The organism is Hyphobacterium sp. SN044, assembly GCF_021864465.1.
Taxonomy (GTDB): domain Bacteria; phylum Pseudomonadota; class Alphaproteobacteria; order Caulobacterales; family Maricaulaceae; genus Hyphobacterium.
On sequence record NZ_JAKKUV010000012.1, the window covers coordinates 641 to 24567 of the forward strand.

The 23927-nt window shown below is 65.9% G+C and carries 25 protein-coding genes; 13 read left to right on the forward strand and 12 right to left on the reverse strand.

Going from position 1 to position 23927, the window contains the following annotated elements:
• The 4 genes from L5876_RS13265 to L5876_RS13280 all read right to left on the reverse strand — a co-directional run.
• Window positions 1-1347: AAA family ATPase (locus L5876_RS13265; protein ID WP_236956839.1), on the reverse strand; the 1347-nt coding region annotated here is incomplete at its 3' end.
• A gap of 68 nt (window positions 1348-1415) precedes the next feature.
• A complete protein-coding gene (locus L5876_RS13270) occupies window positions 1416-2144 on the reverse strand; it encodes a thioredoxin domain-containing protein (RefSeq protein WP_236956840.1) in 729 nt (242 codons plus the stop codon).
• Window positions 2137-2937 (reverse strand): thioredoxin domain-containing protein, encoded by an 801-nt coding sequence (locus L5876_RS13275; RefSeq protein WP_236956841.1) that lies wholly within the window; start codon window positions 2935-2937, stop codon window positions 2137-2139. The genes L5876_RS13270 and L5876_RS13275 overlap by 8 nt, the downstream gene beginning before the upstream one ends.
• Window positions 2938-2950: 13 nt before the next feature.
• On the reverse strand, window positions 2951-3460 hold the full coding sequence (locus tag L5876_RS13280; RefSeq protein ID WP_236956842.1) for a DUF721 domain-containing protein: 510 nt from the start codon (window positions 3458-3460) through the stop codon (window positions 2951-2953).
• A 48-nt stretch (window positions 3461-3508) separates the two neighbouring features.
• Between L5876_RS13280 and mutY the strand changes: the two genes are divergently transcribed.
• On the forward strand, window positions 3509-4555 hold the full coding sequence (gene mutY / locus L5876_RS13285) for an A/G-specific adenine glycosylase (RefSeq protein WP_236956843.1): 1047 nt from the start codon (window positions 3509-3511) through the stop codon (window positions 4553-4555).
• A gap of 113 nt (window positions 4556-4668) precedes the next feature.
• Here mutY and L5876_RS13290 read toward each other — a convergent pair whose 3' ends face one another.
• Genes L5876_RS13290 through L5876_RS13300 form a run of 3 tightly spaced genes read right to left on the reverse strand, consistent with a single transcriptional unit; the run spans window position 4669 to window position 7374 of the window.
• Window positions 4669-5751, reverse strand: coding sequence for a site-specific DNA-methyltransferase (locus L5876_RS13290; protein WP_236956844.1), 1083 nt, complete (start codon window positions 5749-5751; stop codon window positions 4669-4671).
• Between the two features lie 50 nt (window positions 5752-5801).
• On the reverse strand, window positions 5802-6389 hold the full coding sequence (locus tag L5876_RS13295) for a ribonuclease HII (RefSeq protein ID WP_236956845.1): 588 nt from the start codon (window positions 6387-6389) through the stop codon (window positions 5802-5804).
• A 58-nt stretch (window positions 6390-6447) separates the two neighbouring features.
• Window positions 6448-7374, reverse strand: a complete 927-nt coding sequence (locus L5876_RS13300) for a hypothetical protein (RefSeq protein ID WP_236956846.1) — start codon at window positions 7372-7374, stop codon at window positions 6448-6450.
• A gap of 112 nt (window positions 7375-7486) precedes the next feature.
• On the opposite strand from L5876_RS13300, the gene L5876_RS13305 reads away from it, so the two are divergent.
• On the forward strand, window positions 7487-8065 hold the full coding sequence (locus L5876_RS13305) for a hypothetical protein (RefSeq protein WP_236956847.1): 579 nt from the start codon (window positions 7487-7489) through the stop codon (window positions 8063-8065).
• Here the strand turns inward: L5876_RS13305 and L5876_RS13310 are convergent.
• From L5876_RS13310 to L5876_RS13320, 3 genes are read right to left on the reverse strand one after another with little or no spacing between them, the layout of a single operon-like run.
• Complete coding sequence (locus L5876_RS13310; protein WP_236956848.1) at window positions 8047-9216, reverse strand: PA0069 family radical SAM protein; 1170 nt, start codon at window positions 9214-9216, stop codon at window positions 8047-8049. The genes L5876_RS13305 and L5876_RS13310 overlap by 19 nt on opposite strands.
• Before the next feature lie 60 nt (window positions 9217-9276).
• A complete protein-coding gene (locus L5876_RS13315) occupies window positions 9277-9834 on the reverse strand; it encodes an SRPBCC family protein (protein WP_236956849.1) in 558 nt (185 codons plus the stop codon).
• Window positions 9831-10151 carry a helix-turn-helix transcriptional regulator gene (locus L5876_RS13320; protein ID WP_236956850.1) on the reverse strand — a complete coding sequence of 107 codons (321 nt, stop codon included), beginning with the start codon at window positions 10149-10151 and terminating at the stop codon, window positions 9831-9833. The genes L5876_RS13315 and L5876_RS13320 overlap by 4 nt, the downstream gene beginning before the upstream one ends.
• 119 nt (window positions 10152-10270) lie before the next feature.
• Between L5876_RS13320 and L5876_RS13325 the strand changes: the two genes are divergently transcribed.
• Complete coding sequence (locus L5876_RS13325; RefSeq protein ID WP_236956851.1) at window positions 10271-10885, forward strand: hypothetical protein; 615 nt, start codon at window positions 10271-10273, stop codon at window positions 10883-10885.
• Between the two features lie 77 nt (window positions 10886-10962).
• On the opposite strand, the gene L5876_RS13330 is transcribed toward L5876_RS13325, so the two are convergent.
• Window positions 10963-11799: a uracil-DNA glycosylase family protein gene (locus L5876_RS13330; RefSeq protein ID WP_236956852.1), complete on the reverse strand. Its 837-nt coding sequence runs from the start codon at window positions 11797-11799 to the stop codon at window positions 10963-10965.
• A 112-nt stretch (window positions 11800-11911) separates the two neighbouring features.
• Here L5876_RS13330 and L5876_RS13335 point away from each other — a divergent pair, with 112 nt between their 5' ends.
• Genes L5876_RS13335 through L5876_RS13350 form a run of 4 tightly spaced genes read left to right on the forward strand, consistent with a single transcriptional unit; the run spans window position 11912 to window position 17220 of the window.
• Complete coding sequence (locus L5876_RS13335) at window positions 11912-13582, forward strand: electron transfer flavoprotein-ubiquinone oxidoreductase (protein ID WP_236956853.1); 1671 nt, start codon at window positions 11912-11914, stop codon at window positions 13580-13582.
• Between the two features lie 46 nt (window positions 13583-13628).
• A complete protein-coding gene (locus L5876_RS13340; RefSeq protein WP_236956854.1) occupies window positions 13629-15350 on the forward strand; it encodes a tetratricopeptide repeat protein in 1722 nt (573 codons plus the stop codon).
• Entirely contained in the window at window positions 15347-16219 is an 873-nt protein-coding gene (locus tag L5876_RS13345) for a 4-(cytidine 5'-diphospho)-2-C-methyl-D-erythritol kinase (RefSeq protein ID WP_236956855.1), read from the forward strand. The genes L5876_RS13340 and L5876_RS13345 overlap by 4 nt, the downstream gene beginning before the upstream one ends.
• On the forward strand, window positions 16216-17220 hold the full coding sequence (locus L5876_RS13350) for a glycosyltransferase family 4 protein (RefSeq protein ID WP_236956856.1): 1005 nt from the start codon (window positions 16216-16218) through the stop codon (window positions 17218-17220). The genes L5876_RS13345 and L5876_RS13350 overlap by 4 nt, the downstream gene beginning before the upstream one ends.
• A gap of 5 nt (window positions 17221-17225) precedes the next feature.
• Here the strand turns inward: L5876_RS13350 and L5876_RS13355 are convergent, their stop codons facing one another.
• On the reverse strand, window positions 17226-18251 hold the full coding sequence (locus tag L5876_RS13355; protein ID WP_369281043.1) for a polyprenyl synthetase family protein: 1026 nt from the start codon (window positions 18249-18251) through the stop codon (window positions 17226-17228).
• Between the two features lie 111 nt (window positions 18252-18362).
• Between L5876_RS13355 and L5876_RS13360 the strand changes: the two genes are divergently transcribed.
• The 6 genes from L5876_RS13360 to glyS all read left to right on the forward strand — a co-directional run bounded on the left by L5876_RS13360 (window position 18363) and on the right by glyS (window position 23875).
• The gene (locus L5876_RS13360) at window positions 18363-18620 is read left to right on the forward strand and encodes a DUF2007 domain-containing protein (RefSeq protein WP_236956858.1); all 258 of its coding nucleotides are present in this window, start codon (window positions 18363-18365) and stop codon (window positions 18618-18620) included.
• A complete protein-coding gene (locus tag L5876_RS13365; RefSeq protein WP_236956859.1) occupies window positions 18617-19339 on the forward strand; it encodes a methyltransferase in 723 nt (240 codons plus the stop codon). The genes L5876_RS13360 and L5876_RS13365 overlap by 4 nt, the downstream gene beginning before the upstream one ends.
• 278 nt (window positions 19340-19617) lie before the next feature.
• Entirely contained in the window at window positions 19618-19776 is a 159-nt protein-coding gene (locus L5876_RS13370) for a hypothetical protein (RefSeq protein ID WP_236956860.1), read from the forward strand.
• Window positions 19777-19846: 70 nt separating this feature from the next.
• Complete coding sequence (locus tag L5876_RS13375) at window positions 19847-20728, forward strand: glycine--tRNA ligase subunit alpha (RefSeq protein WP_236956861.1); 882 nt, start codon at window positions 19847-19849, stop codon at window positions 20726-20728.
• A gap of 139 nt (window positions 20729-20867) precedes the next feature.
• Window positions 20868-21461, forward strand: coding sequence for a glutathione S-transferase family protein (locus tag L5876_RS13380; protein ID WP_236956862.1), 594 nt, complete (start codon window positions 20868-20870; stop codon window positions 21459-21461).
• A gap of 14 nt (window positions 21462-21475) precedes the next feature.
• Window positions 21476-23875, forward strand: coding sequence for a glycine--tRNA ligase subunit beta (gene glyS, locus L5876_RS13385; RefSeq protein WP_236956863.1), 2400 nt, complete (start codon window positions 21476-21478; stop codon window positions 23873-23875).
• Window positions 23876-23927: the final 52 nt, after the last annotated feature.

Below are 23927 nucleotides of genomic sequence, written 5' to 3' on the forward strand. Positions count from 1 at the left end.
GGCCTCGGCGGTTTTCAGGGCGGTTTCAGCGGTTTCGGGGGCTTCGCCGAACATTTCGCTGCGATCGGCGCGTGCAGCTTCCGCGGTTTCGAGCTGGCGCGTCAGCTTTTCGAGCCGCTGGCGGTGACTGTCGACCTCACGGCGTGCCGAATCGCGGGCAGCATGAAGCGCGGCCACGGCGCGGGAGGCGGCATCGAGCGCCTCGTCCTTCTTGCGGCGGCGGGCCTCGGCATCGCTGCGCACGGCTTCGGCGCCGGCGAGCGCCTTTTCCTCGTGCGAGGCGGCGTCTTCGAGGGCCTTTACCTCGGCGGCGGCGCGTTCGGCGGCGGCCAGCGCATCCTCGTGCAGCGCGCCTTCGCGCTCAATCGAGGAAGCCAGGTCCTTCAGACGCGATTCGAGGGCTTCAATATTGCGGCTGATGTCAGCGGCATCGCGCTGGAACGTGTCGCGCTCGCGTTCCAGGCGCCGAAGGGCCGCGCTCGCCTCAGCCTCGGCGGTGCGGGCGGGTTCGAGCGATGCGCCAGCGGCTTCGGCCGCCGACGAGGCGGCGGCAGCCTTTCGAATCGCTTCCTCGGCGGCCGACCGGGTTTCGGCCATGCGCGCTTCGGCGGTGTTCACCGCGTCGCGGGCGTCCTGCCAGCGCTTCAGCCACAGGGCGGCTTCGAGCGCGCGGATGTCGCCGGAGAGATTGCGATAGCGGGCGGCCTGGCGTGCCTGTCGCTGCAGCGCTTCGTGGCGCGCTTCGAGGTCGTCGATCACGTCCTGCAGCCGATCGAGATTCGATTCGGCACCTTTCAGGCGCAGTTCCGATTCATGGCGGCGGGCGCGCAGGCCAGCGACCCCGGCGGCCTCTTCCAGAACCCGGCGGCGGTTTTCCGGCTTGGCGGCAATCAGTTCGCTGATCTGGCCCTGGCGGACCAGGGCCGGGGAGTTCGCGCCGGTCGAAGCATCGGCAAAGAGCAGCTGGACGTCCTTGGCGCGGACCTCCTCGCCATTGACCTTGTAGAGTGAGCCGGCGCCGCGCGTGATGCGGCGGATGACTTCCAGCGAGGCGCTGTCATTGAAGCGGGCGGGCGCGGTGCGGTCGGAATTGTCGACATTCAGGACGACTTCGGCGCGGTCGCGCGAGGGGCGGGCGTCGGTGCCGGAGAAGATCACGTCTTCCATGCCGGCGCCGCGCAGCGACTTGGCCGACGTCGCGCCCATCACCCAGCGCAGGGCTTCGAGCAGGTTCGACTTGCCGCACCCGTTGGGCCCGATAATCCCCGTCAGGCCCGGCTCGATGCGCAGCTCGGCCGGGTCCACGAAGGACTTGAATCCAATGAGTTTGAGTGCCGTGAATTTCACGGTGCCTCCGCCGGACCCCGGACGGATGTCACCATCCGTCCCTCACGCATCACTACCCCTGGCGGATGTCATTCCCCCGCCTGATTCAGGTAATGAAGAATGATTCGGCGGAATGTGTCTGCACCGCCGTCCGTCGGGAGAAGATCGCCGTCGATTCGCAGCGGCTCGCCTTCCGCGTACCAGACCCAGCCCTGACCCTCCGGCGAAGCGCCGGAATTGACCATCACGCCGTTGAAAAAGAAGGTTGGCGTTCCGCCAACGCCATCTTCCACCGCCTGTTCATGCTCGGCCAGAACGGCCTGAAGCACGTCCTGATTCTCGAGGCAGGCATCGAAGGCCGCCTCATCCATGCCGAGCGCAGCGGCGATCTGGAGATATTGCTCGCGCGGCCCGCCATCGCGTGCGGCCTCGAAGATGGCGTGCTGTTCCTCGAACAGCAGGTGGATGGCGTCGAAGTAAAGGTCCGGGTCGGCACAGCGTGCGGTCATGAAACCGGCCATCGCAAGGCGCGGCTCGCCGGTCAGCATTTCCCGCAGGACGAAACGGACCTCGCCGGTCGAAATGAACTCATCCGAGACCATCGCCCAGTTGTCTTCATACCAGTGGGCGCAGTGGCCGCAGGCGACCGAGGCGTATTCGATCATCAGGAGCGGAGCATCGGGCTCGCCGAGCGTCCATTCCCCTTCGCGTTCGAGGCCGGGATCGCTCGCGGGCGCGGCGGCTTCGTCCTGGGCGAGAGCCGGGGCGGCAAAGACGACGGCCCCGGCGATCACTGCGATCCTGAGAAGCTTATTCACCGGTTTCACCTTCGCCTTCGGTTTCGCCGTTTCCGGCCGGAGCAGAGCCGCCCGCTTCGGCGAGCATGTAGTTCAGAAGGGTGCGGAAGGTGTCCTCGTCGACGCGGCCCGGAACCGGCTCGCCGTCGATCAGGATCAGTTCGTCTCCCCAGAAATAGACGTTCTGGCCATTGGAGCGGCGCGCTTCGAGCATTTCGCCATTGATCACGAAGAGCGGGGTGGAGTTGATGCCGTCCTCGATCGCCTGATCGTGCGCATCCCGCACGGACTGGCGGTGTTCCTCATTGTTCAGGCAGGCGTCGAACTCGGCCTCGCTCAATCCGGCGGTCCGTGCGACGGACAGAAGTTCGGCGCGGGCGCCGCCCGGCTGACGCGCGGACTGGAAGATCGCGATCTGCTGCTGGAAGAGCAGGTCGATCATGCCGAAATACTCATCGTCCGGCACGCAGCGCGTCAGCATGAAGCCGGCCATGGCGATCGGCGCGGAGCCGGTCAGCATTTCGCGCATGACGAAGCGGACTTCGCCGTCCTCGATGAATTCCTCACGGATCATCGGGAAGACTTCCTCGTGGAAGTCGCGGCAGTGCGGACAGGCGACGGACGAGTATTCCACAACCGTCAGCGGCGCGTCGGCGCTGCCGATGGCGCGGTCGCCGGCACGCTCGTACTCGGTGCGCGGACCGGACGTGCCAGAGGTATTGCCTGCGTCATTGCCTCCGCCGCAGGCGGCCAGAGCGGTGGTGGCGGCCAGCGCCGCGATCGTGAACAGCCGTCGATTGGCGAACATGGTCATGCTTCCTGTCCTGTCAGCTTTCGCGGGCGCGGACGCCGCGCCCGAATTTTTCCAGAGCGGAGTTTAGCCGGGCTTCCGGGTCCGTCTCCACCCCTTCTCGCACGGTTTCCGCTTTGTGTGGCGGTGTTGCGGCAGATGCCGCGGCGGGACGGTTCGGCCGGCCTTGCCGGATACGGATTTTCGTTGGAGCGGATTTACCAGCGAACTGGGCAACGCGCTGCAGGATGCGGCGCGATTCCGCCTCGATCACGGCGGCGGCCGGACCGCGCGCAGTGACATAGAGCGTTCCGCCCCGGATCGAGTCCGGCGCGCACCATTGCGCCAGTGTCTCGCCGACGATTTCAGGCCAATGCCGGGCCAGCGCCTCGGCACCCGGCCCGAATTTCTCGGAAAGCGGTTTCAGGATCTTGCCTGCGGCCCGGCCCGCGCTCGGCGGACCGGCGAAGGCCGCCTTGCCGCGGCGCTGCGCCAGATAGCGCGCGGCGGCGGATTCGAGACTGACGGAACGGCGGGGCGGTTTCATGCGCGCCATCCTTGTCCGGGAGGGGGCATCCGCACAAGTTCTGCGGCAATGACAAAGCTGTCACGCGACACGATCACGCGCCTGCGCCGCGAATTGCTGGACTGGTATGACCGGTCCGGGCGGATTTTGCCGTGGCGGATCCGGCCCGACGACCGGGACGTCGGACGCGTGGCTGATCCCTATGCGGTCTGGCTGTCGGAGATCATGCTGCAGCAGACGACCGTGCCGCACGCGACGCCCTACTGGCACCGCTTCCTCGACCGCTGGCCGAGTGTGGAAGCACTGGCCGCTGCACCCGACGACGATGTGCTGACCGAATGGGCGGGGCTCGGATATTACGCGCGTGCTCGAAATCTGATCGCCTGTGCCCGTCAGGTGGCGGAGCAGGGCGGACGGTTTCCCGACACGCTCGAGGGGTTGAAGGCACTCCCCGGGATCGGCGACTACACGGCCAATGCCATTCTGGCCGCCGCCTTCGACAAGCCGTCGAGCGTCGTCGACGGGAATGTCGAACGGGTGATGACGCGCGTCTTCCGGATCGAGACGCCGCTGCCCAAGGCCAAGCCGGAAATCACCGAGATCGCCGCGGAAATCGCCGACCCGGACCGGCCCGGCGACTATGCGCAGGCGATCATGGACCTGGGCGCGACAATCTGCACGCCGCGCTCACCGGCCTGCGGCCTTTGTCCGTGGCGCCCCGATTGCGCGGCGCAGTCCGCCGGGGTTCAGACGGACTACCCGAAAAAGATCGCGAAGAAGGCGAAGCCGGTCCGGCGCGGGATCGTCTGGCGGATCGAGCGCGACGGGAAGGTCTGGCTGCGCAAGCGGCCGGAAACCGGCCTGCTCGGCGGCATGATGGAAGTTCCGGGCTCTGTCTGGTCAACCGAGACACCTGAGGCGGATCCGCCCTTAGAGGCCGACTGGGACGCCCTGCCGGAGGTCCGGCACGTCTTCACGCATTTCGCGCTGACGCTTGAGGTGCGCCGGGCGGACGCACCGGACGGTTGGGAACCCGGCGAGGGCGTGTGGGCGGATCTGGACGCGCTCGGCCGCTATGCGCTGCCGAGCGTGTTCCGGAAAGTGCTGGTGCTTTGATTTCTTCGTCATTCGAGGTTCGCTTTTCGGGCACCTCAGGATCAGGAAATCAACAGACTTGACCCTGATGCTGAGGTGCCGCCGTCAGGCGGCCTCGAAGTACGAGGTTCGCACTAGACGGTCATCGTTTCACGGATCTGGGCGCGGAGCGTGTCGAGCGGCTGGAAGCCGCCGCGCACGCGGATATGCCAGAACGTCCAGCCATTGCAGGACGGGGCCTTCTGGATCTCCGCGCCGACCTTGTGGATCGAGCCGGTCGAGCGGCCGGAGATCAGCGTTCCGTCCGCCCGGACGCGGGCGGTGCGTTCACCGCGCGGGCAGTAGAGCGTGTCACCGGGCTTCACGAGGCCGCGCTCGACGAGATTGCCGAAGGGGATGCGCGGTTCGGCGCGCTTCGACTGGGTGACGGCCAGAACTTCGCGCGTCGCCGGAGAGATCGAGGCAATGCGCTCGCGGGCGATCGCGGCATAGTCCTTGTCGCGCTCGATGCCGATGAAGTGACGGCCCAACCTTTTCGCGGCGGCACCGGTCGTGCCCGATCCGAAGAAGGGGTCGAGCACGAGGTCGCCCGGATTGGTCGTGGCGAGCAGGACGCGGTGCAGCAGGGATTCGGGCTTTTGCGTCGGGTGGGCCTTCTTGCCGTCGGCCAGTTTCAGGCGTTCGCCGCCGGAGCAGATCGGCAGGGTCCAGTCGGAACGCATCTGCACGCCGTCATTCAGCGCCTTCATCGCGGCGTAGTTGAAGGTCGGCTTGGCGTCCTTCGTCTTGGCGGCCCAGATCAGCGTTTCGTGGGCGTTGGTGAAGCGCGTGCCCTTGAAGTTCGGCATCGGGTTCGACTTGCGCCAGATCACGTCATTCATGATCCAGAAGCCCATGTCCTGAAGGAAGGTGCCGAGCCGGAAGATGTTGTGATAGGTGCCGATCACCCAGATGCCGCCATCGGGCTTGAGAAGCCGGTGGGCCTCTTCCAGCCAGGCGCAGGTGAAGAGATCGTAGTCGTCGTGATTGCCGATCTGGTCCCAGTCGGCATCGACGGCGTTGACGCGGGAATTGTCCGGGCGGTGAAGTTCACCGCCGAGCTGGAGGTTGTAGGGCGGATCCGCGAAGACCAGATCGACGCACTCGTCCGGCAGGGCCTGCATCGCGTCGACGCATTCCGCTTCGATAATCTGGTCAATCGGAAGATCGTCCCGCATCGCCCCGCTCCATCCCGTTTTTCTGTCGGGACAGAATCCGGCGGTTGTGGCTAACGGGGGGTTAAGCCGAGTGCGCGCTGGGCGATCGGGGCGAAGCTCAGCCGATGGATCGGGCAGGGGCCGATTTCCGCGAGCGCGGCGAGATGGGTGGCGGTGCCATACCCCTTGTGGGCTGCGAAGCCGTAACCCGGCCAACGCGTGTCGGCGCGCTGCATCAGCGCGTCGCGGGCGGTCTTGGCAATGATCGATGCGGCAGAAATCTCGGGCACGCTGGCATCGCCGCCGACGATCGCTTCGCCATCGCAATCGAGCCGGGCCGGAACGCGATTGCCGTCGATCAGTGCCCGGTCCGGGCGGACGGGCAGGGCCCAAAGCGCCCGGCACATGGCGATCATGGTGGCGTGAAGGATGTTCCGCCGGTCGATTTCCTCCGGCTCCGCGATCCCGATGCCGACCCAGGCCTTCTGACGGATACGCGCCGCCAGTATCGTCCGCGCCCGTTCGGAAAGACGCTTGGAATCGTCGAGTCCCTGCACGCGGCGACGCGGGTGGAAGATGACGGCAGCCGCGACGACCGGACCGGCCAGCGGACCGCGACCGGCTTCGTCGATACCGGCGATGAGGGCAGGGGGATTCATATAGAAATGGTAAACGATTCCCGGTGCCGTGACGTCACTCCAGCACAGAGGCGGCGGGTCACCGCTCCGGCGGCCAGGGCCTGTCCGGACTTTCTGGCGTTGGCGGGTTTGAGATCGCCTGCTCCGGCCCGGCTGCGTCTGCCTCGCCTTTCGGCGGCTTCCGGCGGATACCGACGGTGATCAGCTTCAGCCAGAAAAAGATCGCGCCGATCGGTATGGCCGCAAGCAGGAAGGCGGGTTCGACCTCGGCGGCCCGCGAATAGCCACCGCCGAGAAAGCTGAGCTCGAAGAGCTGATAGTGAGTGATGGCGCCCGACTGACGAACCGCGGGTGCGAGCATCTCCCAGCCGCCGGTTGTCCAGTTCAGCTGGAAGACGGGGTAGCAGGCGAACAGGATGAAGAGCGTCCACAGGATGCGCCGTTTCACGCGTTTCAGCCGGTACATGGCGATCAGGGTCAGGATCACGAAGACCGGCACGCCGATCGCCGCGGCGAGGAAAATCTGGTGCGCACGCGTCAGGGTTTCGGGGGAGGCGTAGGCCGCAGGATCATAGAGGACGACCCGCAATGTGGTGATCCGCAGCGGTTCGTCATTCTCTGCATAAAGCTGCTGGATCAGTCCGTACTTGTCATCGCCGTAAACCAGCAGGACCACGGCCGTGCGCCGGCGGCTTTCGACATTGCCATCGCTCGAAACTCTCAGATTGTTCGAGAACTGATAGCCGATCAGGCCGCGGCGGTCGGGGGGGCCGTCGGGCAGGATAGCGAGGATTTCGGCAAATCCGCCATCGATCGAGGCGGCCGGGATGACCGGGTGGAGCAATGGCCGCACCGGTTCCAGGTCACCGGCGATGGCGGCATCGGTTGCCAGATCGACGATCGCCCGGGTTTCCTCGTCGATCATCCGCTCGGCGGCTTGAGACTGCAGTGCTTCGCAGGCACTCAGAAATCCGCACGCCAACAGAACCAGAAATATGCGCATCATCCCCAACCCCCACAGATAAAACTGCCTGCATTGAAGACGTTGCGCAATTTCAAATTTAATTCTGCCCGGTGCTATATCGGGCCAGGACGGTGATCGGACCGGGAGTGGTCGAATGCATCAAACGCACGCAGATACGCATCGCCTCGACACGATCCTTCGCGTGACCGGATGGGGCGGGGCCATCACGCTGCTGCTCTTGCCGCTGATCGCGATGCAGTTCACCGACGAGGTCAACTGGACGCCGGGCGACTTTCTCGCCGCGGCCTTCCTGCTCGGTGCCACGGGCGTTGCCATGGAAGCGATCTTCCGGAAGTCGGCGAACTGGACCTACCGGATCGCGGGCGGGATTGCCGCGGGGGCGGGCCTGCTTCTCGTCTGGTCGGTGTTGGCGGTCGGGATCATCGGCGCGGAAAGCGATCCGGTGAACCTCCTGTTCGCCGCGGTGTTCGCGGTGCTGGCAGGCGGGGCGGTCATCGTCCGGCTGGAAGCCGACGGAATGGCGCGGACTCTGATCGCGGCGGCGGTCGTTCAGGCGATCATCACGGGCATCGCGCTGGCGGTCGGATACGGCGCGGAAACGGGCCATGAGCTGATCGAGGTGCTGGGGGCGAACGGCGTCTTCATCCTCGCCTTCCTGCTTTCGGCCGGCCTATTCCGGATCGCGGCCAGGGCTCAGAACAGCGCGGCCTGATTTTTCGAGCCGAGCGGGCGCTGGAAGAGATCGACGCGCAGGCCGGGGGCGGGGCGGTTCAGGCCGATGCGCTCCACGGTCGCGCGGAAGCGGCGGGCGATGATCTGGGCATAGGGGCCGTCGCCGCGCTGGCGCTTGCCCCAGCTGGAATCGTATTCCTTCCCGCCGCGCGTCTGGCGGATCAGGCTCATCACATGGCTGGCGGAATCCGGGCGCGTTGTCGCCAGCCATTCCTTGAACAGGTCCTTGATCTCCTGCGGCAGGCGCAGCAGCACATAGCCCGCGCTCTTTGCGCCCGCCTCGGCGGCGGCTTCGAGGATCTTCTCCAGCTCCCGGTCGGTCAGCGCCGGGACGACCGGCGCGGCCATCACCGTCACCGGGATGCCCGCCTCGCTAAGACCGCGGATCGCGTCGAGCCGCTTGGCGGGTGTGGCGGCGCGGGGTTCCATGTCCCGCGCCAGGCGGCGGTCGAGCGTTGTCACCGAGATGGCCGCCCGGACGAGACCCTTCGCCGCCATGGGCGCGAGAATGTCGAGGTCGCGCAGGATCAGCGCCGACTTTGTGATCAGGCTGACCGGGTGATTGAAGCGGGCGAAGACCTTCAGGAGTTCGCGGGTGATCTGCTGCTCGCGCTCGATCGGCTGATAGCAGTCCGTATTGGCGCCGATCACGATGGGCTCGGGCCGGTATTTCGGGTGCAGGAAACGTTCTTCCAGAAGCTTCGGCGCGTCCGGCTTCACGAACAGGACGCTCTCGAAATCAAGGCCGGGCGAATAGCCCCAATAGGCGTGGCTGGGGCGGGCATAGCAATAGATGCAGCCATGCTCGCAGCCGCGATAGGGGTTGATCGACCAGTCGAAGGAAATGTCCGGACTGTCGTTCTTGTTCACGATCGTCCGGGACGTGTCCTTGATTGTGACGGTGCGCAGCTGGCGCGGGACGGCATCGTCTTCCCTCCAGCCGTCGTCGAACGGCTCATAGGCGAATTTCTCGTATCGCCCGGTGACGTTCGACCGCGCGCCGCGGCCACGGATCAAGGGCTGGGACGTGCCGGTGAAGAAGGCCGTGCCGCCGGCATCTTCCATGCGGGCGGGCGGGCCTTCCGCGTCGGGAAGGGGTTCGTAAACAGGGTCGTTCCGGTCCTCGCTCATGGGCGAGGATAATGTTCCTAGAGAAGGAACAATACAAGAACAAAAATCAGGACGCCGATGTCAGATCGGCAGGCCGTAGCGGGTCGAGTATTCCGCCTCCAGCCGTTCCAGCGTGGCCCAGAAGGGCAGTTCGGCCTCGCCGGTCAGCACCGAGCGCAGCAGGTTGAGGTGGGCGTGCCACCCGGCCAGAACGCCAGCCTGGGAATCGACCTTGGCGAGATCGGTGTGGATCAGGATGAGGCGGACGCGGTCGCCGTCCTCCTCGAGCGAGAAGGTCACGTCGGACCAGTCGTCATTGCCTTCTTCCCACTTGAACCGCAGCAGGCGCGGCGGGACGGCCTCGACGATCTCGGCTTTCGTCGGGATTTCGGAATTGCCTTGCTTCGCATATTTCTCCGGCGGCCGGTCGTCGGGCCCGGTCAGTTCGCCATTGCGGAAGATCAGCTCGGCCTTCCCCCCGGGCTTGAGGTCCATATGGCCCGCCGCCAGCCATTGCGCGCGCAGATCCGGTTCGACGAGATAGGCCCAGACCTTCTCGATCGGGCCGGGCAGGAGGCGTTCGAATCGCAGCGTGCCTGGCGGGGTGAAACTGCCATGGTCGAGATTCGTATCGGTCATTGCCTCGGTTCCTCGCTGAGCAGGGCTTCCAGCCGGTCGAGCCGGCCATTCCAGAGCGCACGTTTCCCGGTGATCCAGCGCGCGAGCGCGTCCAGAGGTTCCGGGGAAAAGGCGATGCGATGCTCCTTGCCTTCCCTCCGGCGGGTCACGAGCCCGGCGTCTTCCAGCACGCGGATGTGTTTCGACACGGCGTTCAGCGACATCTCGAAGGGTTCGGCGATCTCCGTGACGCGCGCCTCGCCGCGCATCAGCCCGTCGAGAATGGCGCGGCGCGTGGGATCGGACAGGGCGTTGAAGATCGTGTCGAGCGCTTGCATGCCATCATTCAACTTAATGGTTGAATGAAAGTCAAGACCTGGCTTGGAATCCCTCTCGCCGCAGAAAAATTTCAGGCGTATGGAGTCGCCGTTCTCTTTTTTGGGGGAGGGCTCTCCACATGTTGCGCATGACAATCGCGGCTGCCGCAATGGCAGCGGTTTCCTTCGGCGTGGCCCATGCACAATCGTGCTGCGAGCCGCCGAGCTGGGACTGGATTGAAAACGCCGAGACAAGCTCGACGGGCGTGACGCCGCCGGCGGCCGCCATGCTGGGTGATTTCGAAGTCACATTCGAAATGACCACGCTTGCCGAAGTGGCGGCCTTCGCCGGCGGGGACGTGTCCCATGCGGGCGACGCGGCGGCCTCGCAATACTGGCTTTGCTATACGCTGCCGGACTCGCGTGTATGGGTGATCTCGAACGGCGAAATGGGCGGAACCGACCATGCCGTTACTGGCGTGGCGGTCGCATCCGATCCCTCCGGGGCCGAATTCGACGGCTGCCCGGCGGCGGAGTTCGGATCTTTGACCGTGTCGGGCGTGGGGCTTGGGTCCGATGCCGCGGCTCTCGAAGCCGCCTTCGGCCAAGTCGCGGCGCAGACGGATCGCGGGTCGGTCTATTTCTCGATGATTCCCGCTGAAAACCCCGACTTCTCGGTCGTGTTCGCAGCGGGCGCCCAGTTCGAGAATGATGGTGTCCTGACGCTGCAGGTCAGCCACATCACGGCGAACTGAGTAGTTGCGTCACCCCGGCGGAAGCCGGGGTCCAGATTTGCGGTCTTTCTGGATTCCGGCTTTCGCCGGAATGACGCCTAACCCGTTTCCTCCAGCCGCTTCTGCAGCATCAGCAGGTCGCGCCAGGCCTGCTTCTTTTCCTGCGGGCGGCGGAGGAGATAGGCCGGGTGGAAGACCGGCAGGGCGGGGATGTGTTCGCCCGGTTCGAACTTCTCGTCCTTGAGGCTGTATTCCGCCCAGCGGCCGCGCAGGCGCATGATGCCGACCGAGGCGCGCAGGAGGGCCTGCGCCGAGACGCCGCCGACACACACCACGATCTTCGGTTTCACCAGCGCGATGTGCCGCTCGATGAAGGGCAGGGCGAGGGCGATTTCCTCGGTCGTCGGGCTGCGGTTGCCGGGCGGGCGCCAGTTGAGGATGTTCGAGACGTAGACATCGGTCTCGCGGTCGAGCCCGATCGACGCGAACATGCGGTCGAGCAACTGGCCGGACTTTCCCACGAAGGGCTCGCCCTGTTCGTCCTCGTCCTTGCCGGGGGCCTCACCGACAATCATCAGCCCGCTTTCCGGATTGCCGCGGGCGAAGACCGTGTTGCGCGCGGTGCGCTTCAGCGGGCTGCCCTCGAATTCCTCGATGGCGGTTTTCAGGTCTGCGATTGTCTTCGCTTTCGCGGCGACCTTGCGCGCCTCGGCCTCGTCGGCGGCCTTCTCGCCATAGCCGGCGGCACGGGCGGCGGCCGCCGTCGCGGGTGCCGCCTGCATGGCAGGCGGAGGCGCGCGCCTGGCTGCCGGTTCCGGGGCTCGGGGACGCGGCTTCGGCGCGCTGACCGGCAGGTCCGGCTCGATACCCATATCGGCCCACCAGGCGGTGAGGCTTTTCAGGGCGGTTTCGCGCGGATCGGCGGCGGGCGGCATCGGTTCGGGTCCGGAATGGTCGGAGAAGGCCCTGCGGCCTAGATGAAGGCAGAAAGCTAAGCTAAGACGGGCCAACAGCAAACCGTGCCATCAGCATCTGAGGGAGACCGACATGGCCGATACCGGCGTTGAACGCGAGTCGATGGAATATGACGTCGTCATCGTCGGCGCGGGACCGGCCGGCCTCTCGGCCGCCATCCGCCTGAAACAGCAGGCGGAAGCGGAGGGCCAGGAGATCAATGTCGCGGTTATCGAAAAGGGCGGCGAGGTCGGGGCGCACATCCTGTCGGGTGTGATCATGGACCCGAAGGCCATGAATGAGCTCTTCCCGGACTGGAAGGAGCGCGGCGCGCCGCTCGACACCGAGGTCAAGGACGACCGCTTCTACTACCTCAACGAAAAAGGCGGCTTCCGCTTCCCGAACTTCATGTTCCCGCCGCTGATGAGCAATCACGGCTGCTATGCAGGCTCGCTCGGGAATATCTGCAAATGGCTGGCCGAGCAGGCCGAGGCGATGGGCGTTGAAATCTATCCGGGCTTCCCGGCGGCCGGTCTCGTCATCGAGGACGATGTCGTGAAGGGCGTCGTGACCGGCGATTTCGGTGTGGCGCGCGATGGCGGCCACAAGGACGGCTACCAGCCGGGCATGGAATTGCGCGGCAAGTACACGCTGATCGCGGAGGGCGCGCGCGGATCGCTCGCCAAGGTGCTGCTGGAAAAATACGGGCTCAACAGCGACAGCGAGCCGCAGAAATACGGGATCGGCCTGAAAGAGCTTTGGCAGGTGAAGCCGGAGCGTTTCAAGCCGGGCCTCGTACAGCATACGATGGGCTGGCCGCTCGACAACAAGACCGGTGGTGGCAGCTTCCTCTACCACTGGGGCGACAATTTCGTCTCCGTCGGCTTCGTGGTGCACCTCAACTACAAGAATCCGTGGATTGCGCCGTTCGAGGAATTCCAGCGCTTCAAGACACACCCCGACATTCGGGGCACGTTCGAGGGCGCCGAGCGCGTCTCCTACGGCGCGCGCGCGATCACCGAAGGCGGTTATCAGTCCGTGCCGAAGCTCGCCTTCCCGGGCGGGGCGCTGATCGGTTGCTCGGCCGGTTTCGTGAACGTGCCTCGCATCAAGGGCAGCCACAATGCAATGAAGACCGGCATGATGGCCGCCGAAGCCGCTTTCGAGGCGATCAAGGCCGGCCGTCAGGGCGACACGCTTACGGCTTATGAAGAGGCGTACGAGACTTCATGGGTGGCGAAGGATCTGAAAAAGGTCCGGAACGCCAAGCCGCTCTGGTCGAAATTCGGCACCTTCATCGGCGTGATGCTGGGCGGGGTCGACATGTGGACGAACACGCTGTTCGGCATGTCGGTCTTCGGCACGATGAGCCATGGCGGCACCGATGCCGAGGCGCTGGAACCCGCCGACCAGCACCAGAAGATCGCCTATCCCAAGCCCAACGGCGTTCTGACCTTCGACAAGCTGTCCTCGGTCTTCCTGTCCAACACCAACCACGAGGAGGACCAGCCGGTTCACCTCAAGGTGAAGGACATGGAGCTGCAGAAGACGAGCGAGCTCGAAGTCTATGCCGGACCGTCGGCGCGCTATTGCCCGGCCGGCGTCTATGAGTGGGTGAAGGATGAAACCTCCGGCGAGGAGCGTTTCGTGATCAACGCGCAGAACTGCGTCCATTGCAAGACGTGCGACATCAAGGACCCGAACCAGAACATCAACTGGACGACGCCGGAAGGTGGCGGCGGCCCGATCTACGTCAACATGTGAGGAGGGCGGCTTGCCGCCCGGTTCCGGGCGGCGCAGCATGATGCCCATGACACTTCGTTTCCTGACCGTTCTGACCGGTGCGGCCTGTGTGCTTGGCGCTTGTGCGTCCACCGGTGACTATGCCGAATCCGACAATCCGGCCGAAGAGACACAGTCGGCCTATGGCGCCTTCCTCGCGGCGCGCTTCGCCGGGACGACGCAGGATCTCGACATCGCCTCGGACTATTTCGCCGCCGCGCTCGGTCACGAACCGGGCAGCGTCTTCCTTGCCGATCGAACCTTCCTGGCCGCGACGATTGCGGGCGACATGCAGCGCTCCGCCGATGCGGCACGCCTCGCCGTGACCGGTGCGGACGAAAGCGGACTGGCGCGGCTGCACCTCGCCGCAGCGGATCTGCGCGCCGGACGCGGGCGGGAAGCGGCCGCCTGGCTCGAAGACGGCAATTACGGCCCGTTCAACCAGCTTCTGGCCGACATGCTGCGCGGTTGGGCGCTGGCCTCGACCGGCAATTTCGACGAGGCGATCGCCAGCGCCGACATGATGAATGCGCCGGGTTTCTCCGCGCCCTTCGTGACGATGCACAAGGCGCTGCTGTTCGATCGCGCTGGCCGCAATGACGAGGCGGAGGCGGCCTATCAGGAGGCGATGGCCGGGGCGAGCTATCGCCGCGTCACCGTTGAGCTCTATGGAGCCTTCCTCGAGCGGCAGGGCCGTCAGGCCGAAGCCGAAGCGCTCTACGTCGCGTCGCTGGCCGAAGCGCCGGGTGATCCCGGTATCGAAGCCGATCTAGAGCGCGTCCGGTCGGGGGGCCGTGCGCCGCGTTCCCTCAGCCTGTCACAGATGGCCTCCCGCGCCATTCTGGGGCCGTCGGCGGCCGTGGCCGCACAGGCCGACATGGAAATCTCCATTCTCTATCTGCGCCTCGCGCAGCGGCTCGACCCGGATTATGCGCCGACCCTGATCCTGATGGGCGGATCGCTCGACCGCATGGGGTTCAGCGAGGCTGCGCTCGATGCGTTCGACGCGGTGCCGCGCGGCCCGTTCTGGATGAGCGCGCGGATCGAGCGTCTCTGGCTGCAGGCCCGCTCCGGCGATCCCGACGGGGCGCGCGCCGGTGTCCGGCGTCTGGCCGACGAGACCGGCGATCTTGAAGCCCTGACCCTTCTGGCCGACCTGTCGCGGGCCAATGGCGAGCTTGAACAGGCCGCCGCGCTCTATGAAGAGATCGCCGCCCAGTACGAAGCCGCGGGACAGGCGCCGGACTGGCGCTATTACTTCTTCCGGGCCGCTGTCCTCGATCAGCTCGGGCGCTGGGACGAAGCCGAGGCGCTGTTCCTGCGCGCACTCGAAATCAGTCCGAACGAGCCGGATGTGCTCAACCACCTCGGCTATGTCTGGGTGACGCAGGGCCGGAATATCGAGGAAGCCTTTGCGATGATCCGCACCGCGGCCGCCCAGGAACCCGATGCTGGCTATATCGTCGACAGTCTCGGCTGGGCGCATTATGTGCGCGGCGAATATGAGGAGGCTGTCCGCCACCTCGAACGCGCCGCGGAACTCGACCCCGCCAGCCCGACGATCAACTTCCATCTCGGCGATGCCTACTGGCAGGTTGGCCGCGGCGTCGAAGCCCGCTTCCAGTGGCAGCGCGCGCTCGAGCTCGATCCTGATCCCGATGAAATCGAGGCGCTGAACGCGCGGCTGGAAACCGGCGTCGTACCGGCGCTTCCCGAAACCGCGTTGGCGGAGGGGCCCGAGGCTCCGTGACCCGTGAATTCGCGGCGGCGAAGCTCAATCTGACACTCCATGTCGGACCGGTCCGGCCGGATGGCTACCACCCGGTCGACAGCCTTGTCGTGTTCGCCGACTGGGGCGACCGGCTGACTTTTGAGGCCGCCGATACGCTGTCCCTGGAGATCAGCGGCGAAGGGGCGGAGACGCTCCGCGCCGAGGACGGCAATCTCGTTCTGAAGGCGGCCGAAACGCTGGCGATCGCGGCAGGCATCAATGCGCCGGGCGCGCGGATCCGGCTCGACAAGTCCATTCCGCTGGGAGCAGGTCTCGGCGGCGGGTCCGCCGATGCCGCAGCGGCCTTGCGCGGCCTCAACCGGCTGTGGGAGCTCGACTGGCCGGAAGACATGCTGGCGGGGCTCGGCGCCGAGATCGGTTCGGACGTGCCGGCCTGTGTTTTTTCCCGGCCCCTGCGGATGCGCGGCCGGGGTGAACGCACGGAATTGCTCGAGACCTGGCCAGCGCTTCCGACGCTGCTGGTCAATCCGCGGCAGAGCGTTTCGACGGGCCGGATCTTCGCGCTCTACGACAATGACCCTCAGCCGATCGCGGCGATGGGAACACCCGCTTGCGAGACAGCCGAACAGGCTATCGGAACCGTCGCGGCGGGGCGAAACGATCTTCAGCCGCACGCCGTCACCGCGGCCGGCGCGGTGGGCGAAGTCCTGAAAGCGCTTGAGGAATTGCCTGCGGCGCGTCTCGTCCGTATGACCGGGTCCGGTTCGACCTGTTTCGCGCTGTTCGATTCGAAGGAAGCGGCGGTCGAAGCCGGAATTCGGATCGCCGCCAGTCATGCCGACTGGTTGATCCAGCCCGTGATGCTGGGGGGAAGTAACGCCGCATGACCGCCTATGCCCTGATCCTTCCGCTCGGTTTTGCGATCAGCTTCGCCATGGCCTGGATGGTGCGCCATGCCGGTATTCTGGACCATCCGAACAATCGGTCGAGCCATACCAACCCGACCCCGCGCAGCGGCGGTCTGGCGATTGTTGCGGCGGTCGCCGCCTGTGCCATTGCCTGGACATTCGTTTCGCAGGCCCCGCCGGGCGTCGGCGTGGCACTCGCCGTCATGGCGGCAGCCGGGCTTCTGGGCTTCATTGACGACCTGATCTCCGCCGGAGCGGCGGAGAAATTCCTCGCGTTGATGGCGGTTTCGCTGGCCGCGGCCTTTGCCGCCGGGCCGGTCGCCGCGATCGATTTCGGGTTTGCGTCCGTGACCCTGCCCTTCGCCATCGGCCTTGCGGGGACGGCGCTCTGGGTTTTCGTCGCGATCAATGTCGTCAATTTCGCCGACGGGTCGAACGGGCTTGTGGCGGGTGCGATGGCGATTGCCGGTCTTGGACTGACGCTCGTCTCTGGCCAGCCTGCCGGCCTCTTCCTCACGGCGGCTCTGATCGGCTTCCTGCCGTGGAATGCCCCCAATGCCCGGCTTTTCCTCGGAGATGTCGGGGCGCTGGCGATCGGAGGCTGGTTTGCGGTCGCCGGGCTCAATGCGGTGACGGCCCAGGACGGGATCAGCGTCCTTCTCGTGCCGCTGCTGATGTTGCCGCTGCTCGTCGATATCCTGCTGACGCTGCTTGCGCGGGTCCGGGCCGGCTACAAGATCACCCAGCCGCACCGCAGCCATGGATACCAGATCCTGGTGCGCCTGGGGCTGCCGCACTGGCGCGTGGCGCTGGCCTATGCCGCCGCGACCGGGTGGTGCGTGATCCTGGCGCTGATCGCCAATGCGCTGGCCGGGGTCTGGCCGTTTGCGGCACTGGTCGTGATGAGTGCATTCCTCGGCATCGTGCACACGCGCATCCGCGCAAAGGCGAAAGCCAAGGGCCTCGATCTCGGCGAATAAACGGGTTAGTGCGCGCGCTCGACGACGAAGTCGGCCAGGTCGGTCAGCGCGGTCTTCCAGACATTGTCGGGGAAGCCGGAAAGCGCCTCGCGGGCATTGGCCGCATGCGTGCGAGCGGCTTCGAGCGTGGCCTGCAGCGCGCCATGCTTCGTGATCAGGTCCAGCGCGTGTTCGAAGTCGCCGTCCTTCTGGTCCTTGTCCGCGATGACGCGGGTCCAGAAGGCGCGTTCCTCGTCATTGGCCGCCGCGATCGCGATCGTGACGGGCAGGGTCACCTTGCCTTCACGGAAATCATCGCCGGTCTTCTTGCCGAGCGTCGCGGACAGGCCGCCATAGTCGAGCATGTCGTCGACCAGCTGGAAGGCGAGGCCGATCTCGCGGCCATAGCGGTCGAGCGCGGCGATCTCGTCCTCGGTGCGGTTCGCGACGATGCCGGAGACTTCGGCAGCCGCAGCGAACAGGGCCGCTGTCTTTGCTTCGATGATGGCGCGGTAGGACGCTTCGGACACGTTCACGTCGCCGGTCGCGGCGAGCTGGCGCACTTCGCCTTCGGCGATGACGCTCGCGGCACGCGACAGGGAATGCAGGGCGGGCAGCGATTCGGCGTCGACCATCAGCATGAAGGCGCGCGCGAAGAGGAAATCGCCTACGAGGACGCTCGGCGCATTGCCCCAGACGATGTTCGCGGACTTGCGGCCGCGCCGCAGGTCGCTCTCGTCGACCACGTCATCGTGCAGCAGGGTCGCGGTGTGGATGAATTCGACGGCCGCGGCGAGTTTCAGCTGCGCGTCGCCCTCATAGCTCAACATGCGTGCGGTCGCGAGCGTGATCAGGGGCCGGATGCGCTTGCCGCCAGCCTCGACCAGATAGCGTGCCAGTTTCGGGATCAGCGGAACCGGGCTGCCCATGCGGTCGAGGATGAGGGCATCGACGCGGCGCATATCGGACTGCGCCATGTCGGCGAGCCGTTCGGCCGCGTTCAATTCGGCGGTGGGCGCCTTGCCCGCTGTGACCGTGGTGTCCAAGCTCATTCCCCTGCGGCGCCCCGCGGTTGAATGCCAGACAATAGGAATGGGCCCGTCCGGCGGCAAGCGGCGCATGCGGCGCGTTTTCGTCGCATGCTTTTGCGGGTGAGATACAATATGCGGCCGAAGATGAAAGGTGCGGGCATGATCGAGGTGCACAGAACGAATGATCCGGTGGAGATGTCCTTCGTTCAGGCGGTGCTGAAAGAGGCAGGGATTCCCTGCTTCGTGACTGACGATCAGGCGTCGAGCCTTTATGGCGGCAGTCTGAAACAGCTGCGTCCGCGCCTTCTGGTGGCCGACGAGGATGCCGAAGAGGCAAGGCAGCTGCTGGAAGAGGCTTTTGCCGAGATCGCGAAGGGCGAGAGCGAGTGAGCGAAGACCGCTTCCTCGATGGCCGCATCACCCTGACCCAGCCCGATGACGGATTCCGCGCCGGGATCGACGCGGTGCTGCTGGCCGCGGCGCTGAACGCGAAACCGGGCGAACGGCTGGTCGAGCTGGGCTGCGGCGCCGGGACGGCCAGCCTGTGTGCGGCATCGCGGCTGACGGGCTGCCACTTCACCGGAGTGGATATCGACCCGGACATGGTCGCACTGGCTGAGGGCAATGCTGACGCCAATGCGATGGCGGACCGGGTGGGTTTCGCGCTGGGTGACGTCGCCGAGCCGGCGAATTGGGGACCAGCGGACCAGGTCTTCTTCAATCCGCCCTTCTTCGACGATCCGAAGTCGATGCGCGCCCCCAAGGCCGGGAAAACGCGCGCCTATCTGACCGGGCATACGGTGCTGGCGGACTGGATCGCGGCGGCGCGCAAGACGCTGAAGCCGCGTGGGCGGCTGACCGTGATCCACCGCGCCGACCGGCTCGGCGATCTGCTCTTCCTCCTGAATGCCCGCTGGGGCGATGTCGTCGTCAAGCCGGTCCATCCCCGCGCGGATGCGCCGGCGAAGCGGGTGATCGTTGCCGCGACCCGCGACGCGAAAGGGCCGCTGTCAATGCTCCCGCCGCTGGTCCTGCATGACGGCGCGGGCGGGCAATACTCCGCCGAAGCCGACGCGATCCTGAGGGGAAAGGCGGGGCTGGTGCTTTAGTTTTCGGACGTCTCCCGGTCGCGCGGAGCGTGGTCCGGGATCCTGCTGGACCCCGGTCTTCGCTGACGCGAAACCGGGGAGCGTCGGTTTTTCATGTCATTCCCTTCTCCCCTTTTTGAAGGGGAGAAGGTGCCCGTCGGGGCGGATGAGGGGTTCTGCTCTGTAATCGAAGAGTGAGGCTGTCCCCCTCACCCGGCGCTGCGCGCCATCCTCTCCCCCTAAAGGGGGCGAGGGGAAGCTTTGTTGGATTCCCGGTTGAAGCGCGCTACTCCACTGCCATGCTCGGGATCACGCTGCTCCTCATCGTTCTGGCCGCCTTTCTGTGGGGCGTGTTCCGCACGCCGGTGCGGCGGCGGAGGAACCAGGCGGCCGAAGCTGCGAAGCGCGCGGTGGAGAGCCGCATTTCGCCGCAGGACAAAGAGGATTCCTCTGCTTGATCGGGGCGGGCTTCCTGCCTAGGGTCCGCCCGCCTTCGCGCCGGGCTTGCCCGGCGGTGTTTCTTCAAGCATGACCGGACCCATGGCCGCGCCCTCCTTCCAGGACCTCATCCTCACCCTGCAGCGCTATTGGGGCGAGCAGGGCTGTGCGATTCTCCAGCCCTATGACGTCGAGGTCGGGGCCGGCACGCTGCACCCTGCGACGACGCTGCGCTCGCTCGGCGGCAAGCCGTGGCGCGCGGCCTATGTTCAGCCCTCGCGGCGGCCGTCTGACGGGCGCTATGGCGAGAACCCGAACCGGCTGCAGCACTATTACCAGTTCCAGGTGCTGCTGAAGCCGTCCCCGGCCAATCTGCAGGACCTCTATCTCGGCTCGCTCGACGCCATCGGGATCGACCGCGACCTGCATGATGTGCGCTTCGCCGAGGACGACTGGGAGAACCCGACCGTCGGGGCCTGGGGCCTCGGCTGGGAGGTGTGGTGCGACGGGATGGAAGTCAGCCAGTTCACCTATTTCCAGCAGGTCGGCGGGCTCGATGTCGAGCTTGTCTCCGGCGAGCTGACCTACGGGCTCGAACGCCTCGCCATGTATGTGCAGGGCGTGGAGAACGTCTACGACCTCGACTTCAACGGGGCGGGCCTGAAATACGGCGACGTCTTCCAGGAGGCCGAGCGGCAGTATTCGGCGTTCAACTTCGAACATGCCGACGTCGACATGCTGATGCGGCAATTCACCGACGCGGAAAACCAGTGCCGCGCGCTGCTGGCGCTCGATCCGCCGCTGCCGCTACCGGCATACGACTACTGTCTCAAGGCCTCGCACCTGTTCAACCTGGTCGAAGCGCGCGGGGCGATCTCTGTTGCCGAACGCGCCAGCTGGATCGCGCGGGTAAGAGAGCTGGCCAAGGGCTGCGCCGAGGCGTGGGTCAGCCTCAAGAAGGGGGCGGCGTGATGAATTTTTTCCACTCTGCTGAACTGCCCCCCACCCCAACCCTCCCCCGTGGGGGGAGGGAGGAATACGCCAGCGCCACTCCCTCCCCTGGAGGGGAGGGCCGGGGTGGGGTGAAATTCAATCCGATGGAGGCGTCCGCATGACGGTACAGCTTTACCACAATCCGCAATCGCGGGCGGCGCTGACGCACTGGCTGCTGGAAGAGCTCGGCATCGACTACGAGATCAAGCCGGTCGCCTATGAAGACGGGTCGATGCGGACGCCGGAATTCCTCGCGATCAATCCGATGGGCAAGATCCCGGTGATCGTCGACGGCGATACCGTCGTCACCGAAACGAGCGCCATCGCGATCTATCTCTGCGACAAGTACAAGACGCCGAACGATCTCGCGCCGGGTCTCGATGACCCCCGCCGCGGCGAGTATCTGCGCTGGGTCGTCTACCAGAGCGCGGCGATCGATCCGGCCATGATGCAGGCCAATACCAAGGTCGAGATCCCGCGCCAGTCGGCCGGCTGGGGCAGTGTGGAGCTGGTCGTCGACGTGCTGGAAGACCGCGTGTCGAAGGCGAACCCGTATCTCTTCGGCGAGTGGTTTACCGCCGCCGACGTGCTGATCGGCGGTGCGCTCGGATGGGCGACGCAATTCGGCATGTTCCCGGCCAAGCCGGGCATCAAGGCCTATGTCGAGCGCGTCCAGTCGCGCCCGGCCTTCCAGAAAGTCTTTGCCGGTTAGGATCTGACGTACACGTGGCCCAGCTGCTTCTCGAATTCTTCTCCGAGGAAATTCCGGCGCGCATGCAGGCGCGGGCGGAAGCCGATCTCGAACGCCTGCTGTCCGCCGCGTTGAAGGAAGCCGGTCTCGGCTGGGACAGCTTCGAGACCTTCTCCGGTCCGCGCCGTCTGGGCTGCGTGATCGAGGGGTTGCCGGTCGAGACCGAGGCCGTGCGCGAGGAACGCAAGGGACCGCGCACCGATGCGCCGGAAAAGGCGCTCGAAGGCTTCATGCGCGGGGCGGGCGTCGCCAGCCTCGACCAATGCGAAGTCCGTGAGGACAAGAAGGGCAGCTTCTACGTCGCCATCATCGAGACGCCGGGGCGCAAGACGGCGGACGTGATCGCCGCCGCCGTCCCGCAGATCGCGAAGGACTTCCCCTGGCCGAAATCGATGAAGTTCGGCGAGGGCGACAGGACGCAGCGCTGGGTCCGTCCGCTGCAGCGTGTCCTCTGCCTGCTCGACGGCGATGTCGTGCCGTTCGCGGTGTTCGGCATCGCCACCGGCAATGAGACCGAAGGCCACCGCCGCATGGGGCGCGGCCCGTTCGCGGTTACCGATTTCGCCGATTACGAAAAGACGCTGCGCGACAAGGGCAAGGTCGTCCTCAAACGCGCCGACCGCATGGCGATGATCGCCGAGCAGGCGGCGAAGGTCTGCGCCGATGCGGGCCTCAAACTCGTCGAGGACGAGGAGCTCTTAAGCGAGGTCGCGGGTCTTGCGGAATGGCCGATCGCCATTCTCGGGCAGATGGACCCGGACTTCCTCGACCTGCCGCCGGAAGTCATCCAGCTGACGATGAAGACGCACCAGAAGTATTTCGCGGTGGCGCGGGCCGACGGCTCGCTCGCGGCGAACTTCGTCGTCGTCGCCAACCAGGACGCCCCCGATGGCGGCAAGGCCATCGCGGCGGGCAATGCCCGCGTGCTGTCCGCGCGCCTCAGTGACGCGCGCCACTTCTGGGACAAGGACATCGCCCGCGGGCTCGAGGACATGGCGAAAGACCTGTCCAAGGTCACCTTCCACGAGAAGCTGGGGACGGTCGCCGACAAGGTGGAACGCGTCGCCGCGCTCGCCCGCGAACTCGCGCCGTCGGTCGGCGCGGACCCGGATCTGGCAGAGCGCGCCGCGCGCCTGGCCAAGGCCGATCTCGTGTCGCAGATGGTCTATGAATTCCCCGAGCTTCAGGGGGTGATGGGCCGGTATTATGTGCTGGAAGTTCTGAAGAATAATCCCCCCTCCGTCGGCTCCGCCGCCACCTCCCCCGTGAACGGGGGAGGAAAGCAGGGCGGCGATTTTCCTCCCCCGCCTGCGGGGGAGGGGGACCACGAAGTGGTGGAGGGGGGAGTTCTCTCGGGGCTATCCGAGGACGGGCTCCGCCAGATCGCCGATGCGATCCGCGATCACTACAAGCCGCAGGGCCCGTCCGACGCCGTGCCGACCGCGCCGGTCAGCGCCGCGGTGGCGCTCGCCGACAAGCTCGACACGCTGGTGGGCTTCTGGGCGATCGACGAAAAGCCAACGGGCTCGAAAGACCCGTTCGCGCTGCGGCGTGCTGCGCTGGGGGTGATCCGCGTGTTGTTGGAAAACAGCATTCGTCTTTCCGTAAGTGACGTCATCCACCGCGCTTTGGCTATTGTTGTCCCACAGCTTGAGAAATCACCTGTCATATCCATCCAGGGCAAATTTTCTGCAAGTGATCTCGATAAGCTCTCTGATGTGATTGCTGAGGCGAAGCCTTCGGGATCAGTCTCGATTAAAGCTCGATACTTTTCAGGCGTTGTTTCGGTCTCGACCGGATGGGCCTTCATGGCTGTGTTGATGTCCAACAGCGGCATCCTCGCCTTCTTCGCCGACCGCCTGAAAGTCCATCTGAAGGACGAGGGCGTGCGGCATGACGTGATCGATGCCGTGTTTGCCCTCGGCGACGATGATCTCGTCCGCGTCACCAACCGCGCCCGTGCGCTGCAGGCCTTCCTCGACAGCGAGGACGGGGCGGCGCTGCTCGCCGGCTATCGCCGCGCGGCGAATATCCTCAAGGCCGAGGAAAAGAAGGATGCGAGCGGGTTCGCCGCCGATCTGGGCGATGGCGCGCTCGATGCGGACTATCTGACCGGCGATCTGCAGCCGGAAGAAACCGCGTTGATCGCGGCGCTAGAGACCGCCTCGAACGATGTGAAAGTGGCGGTCGAAACCGAGGATTTCGAGGGCGCGATGCGCTCGCTCGCCGTGCTGCGCGGGCCGGTCGATGCCTTCTTTGACAAGGTCACGGTCAATGCCGATAACGCCATGTTGCGGCGCAACAGGCTTCGTCTGCTGGCGCGTATAAGGTCGGACGCGCATGTCGTGGCCGATCTGTCGAGAATCGAGGGGTAGACCCCTCACCCCAGTCCTCTCCCTCATAGGGAGAGGGAGTCCGGTTCGGCGC

Coding starts and splice junctions, on each gene's coding strand:
- L5876_RS13300 (WP_236956846.1), bottom strand. CDS start 7,374: ATGATGCGCATATTTCTGGTTCTGTTGGCGTGCGGATTTCTGAGTGCC.
- L5876_RS13315 (WP_236956849.1), bottom strand. CDS start 9,834: ATGACCGATACGAATCTCGACCATGGCAGTTTCACCCCGCCAGGCACG.
- L5876_RS13320 (WP_236956850.1), bottom strand. CDS start 10,151: ATGCAAGCGCTCGACACGATCTTCAACGCCCTGTCCGATCCCACGCGC.
- L5876_RS13305 (WP_236956847.1), top strand. CDS start 7,487: ATGCATCAAACGCACGCAGATACGCATCGCCTCGACACGATCCTTCGC.
- L5876_RS13350 (WP_236956856.1), top strand. CDS start 16,216: ATGACCGCCTATGCCCTGATCCTTCCGCTCGGTTTTGCGATCAGCTTC.
- L5876_RS13310 (WP_236956848.1), bottom strand. CDS start 9,216: ATGAGCGAGGACCGGAACGACCCTGTTTACGAACCCCTTCCCGACGCG.
- L5876_RS13325 (WP_236956851.1), top strand. CDS start 10,271: ATGTTGCGCATGACAATCGCGGCTGCCGCAATGGCAGCGGTTTCCTTC.
- L5876_RS13380 (WP_236956862.1), top strand. CDS start 20,868: ATGACGGTACAGCTTTACCACAATCCGCAATCGCGGGCGGCGCTGACG.
- L5876_RS13290 (WP_236956844.1), bottom strand. CDS start 5,751: ATGCGGGACGATCTTCCGATTGACCAGATTATCGAAGCGGAATGCGTC.
- L5876_RS13275 (WP_236956841.1), bottom strand. CDS start 2,937: ATGACCATGTTCGCCAATCGACGGCTGTTCACGATCGCGGCGCTGGCC.
- L5876_RS13335 (WP_236956853.1), top strand. CDS start 11,912: ATGGCCGATACCGGCGTTGAACGCGAGTCGATGGAATATGACGTCGTC.
- L5876_RS13280 (WP_236956842.1), bottom strand. CDS start 3,460: ATGAAACCGCCCCGCCGTTCCGTCAGTCTCGAATCCGCCGCCGCGCGC.
- L5876_RS13360 (WP_236956858.1), top strand. CDS start 18,363: ATGCGGCCGAAGATGAAAGGTGCGGGCATGATCGAGGTGCACAGAACG.
- L5876_RS13375 (WP_236956861.1), top strand. CDS start 19,847: ATGACCGGACCCATGGCCGCGCCCTCCTTCCAGGACCTCATCCTCACC.
- L5876_RS13370 (WP_236956860.1), top strand. CDS start 19,618: ATGCTCGGGATCACGCTGCTCCTCATCGTTCTGGCCGCCTTTCTGTGG.
- mutY (WP_236956843.1), top strand. CDS start 3,509: ATGACAAAGCTGTCACGCGACACGATCACGCGCCTGCGCCGCGAATTG.
- L5876_RS13330 (WP_236956852.1), bottom strand. CDS start 11,799: ATGCCGCCCGCCGCCGATCCGCGCGAAACCGCCCTGAAAAGCCTCACC.
- L5876_RS13340 (WP_236956854.1), top strand. CDS start 13,629: ATGACACTTCGTTTCCTGACCGTTCTGACCGGTGCGGCCTGTGTGCTT.
- L5876_RS13355 (WP_369281043.1), bottom strand. CDS start 18,251: ATGAGCTTGGACACCACGGTCACAGCGGGCAAGGCGCCCACCGCCGAA.
- L5876_RS13295 (WP_236956845.1), bottom strand. CDS start 6,389: ATGAATCCCCCTGCCCTCATCGCCGGTATCGACGAAGCCGGTCGCGGT.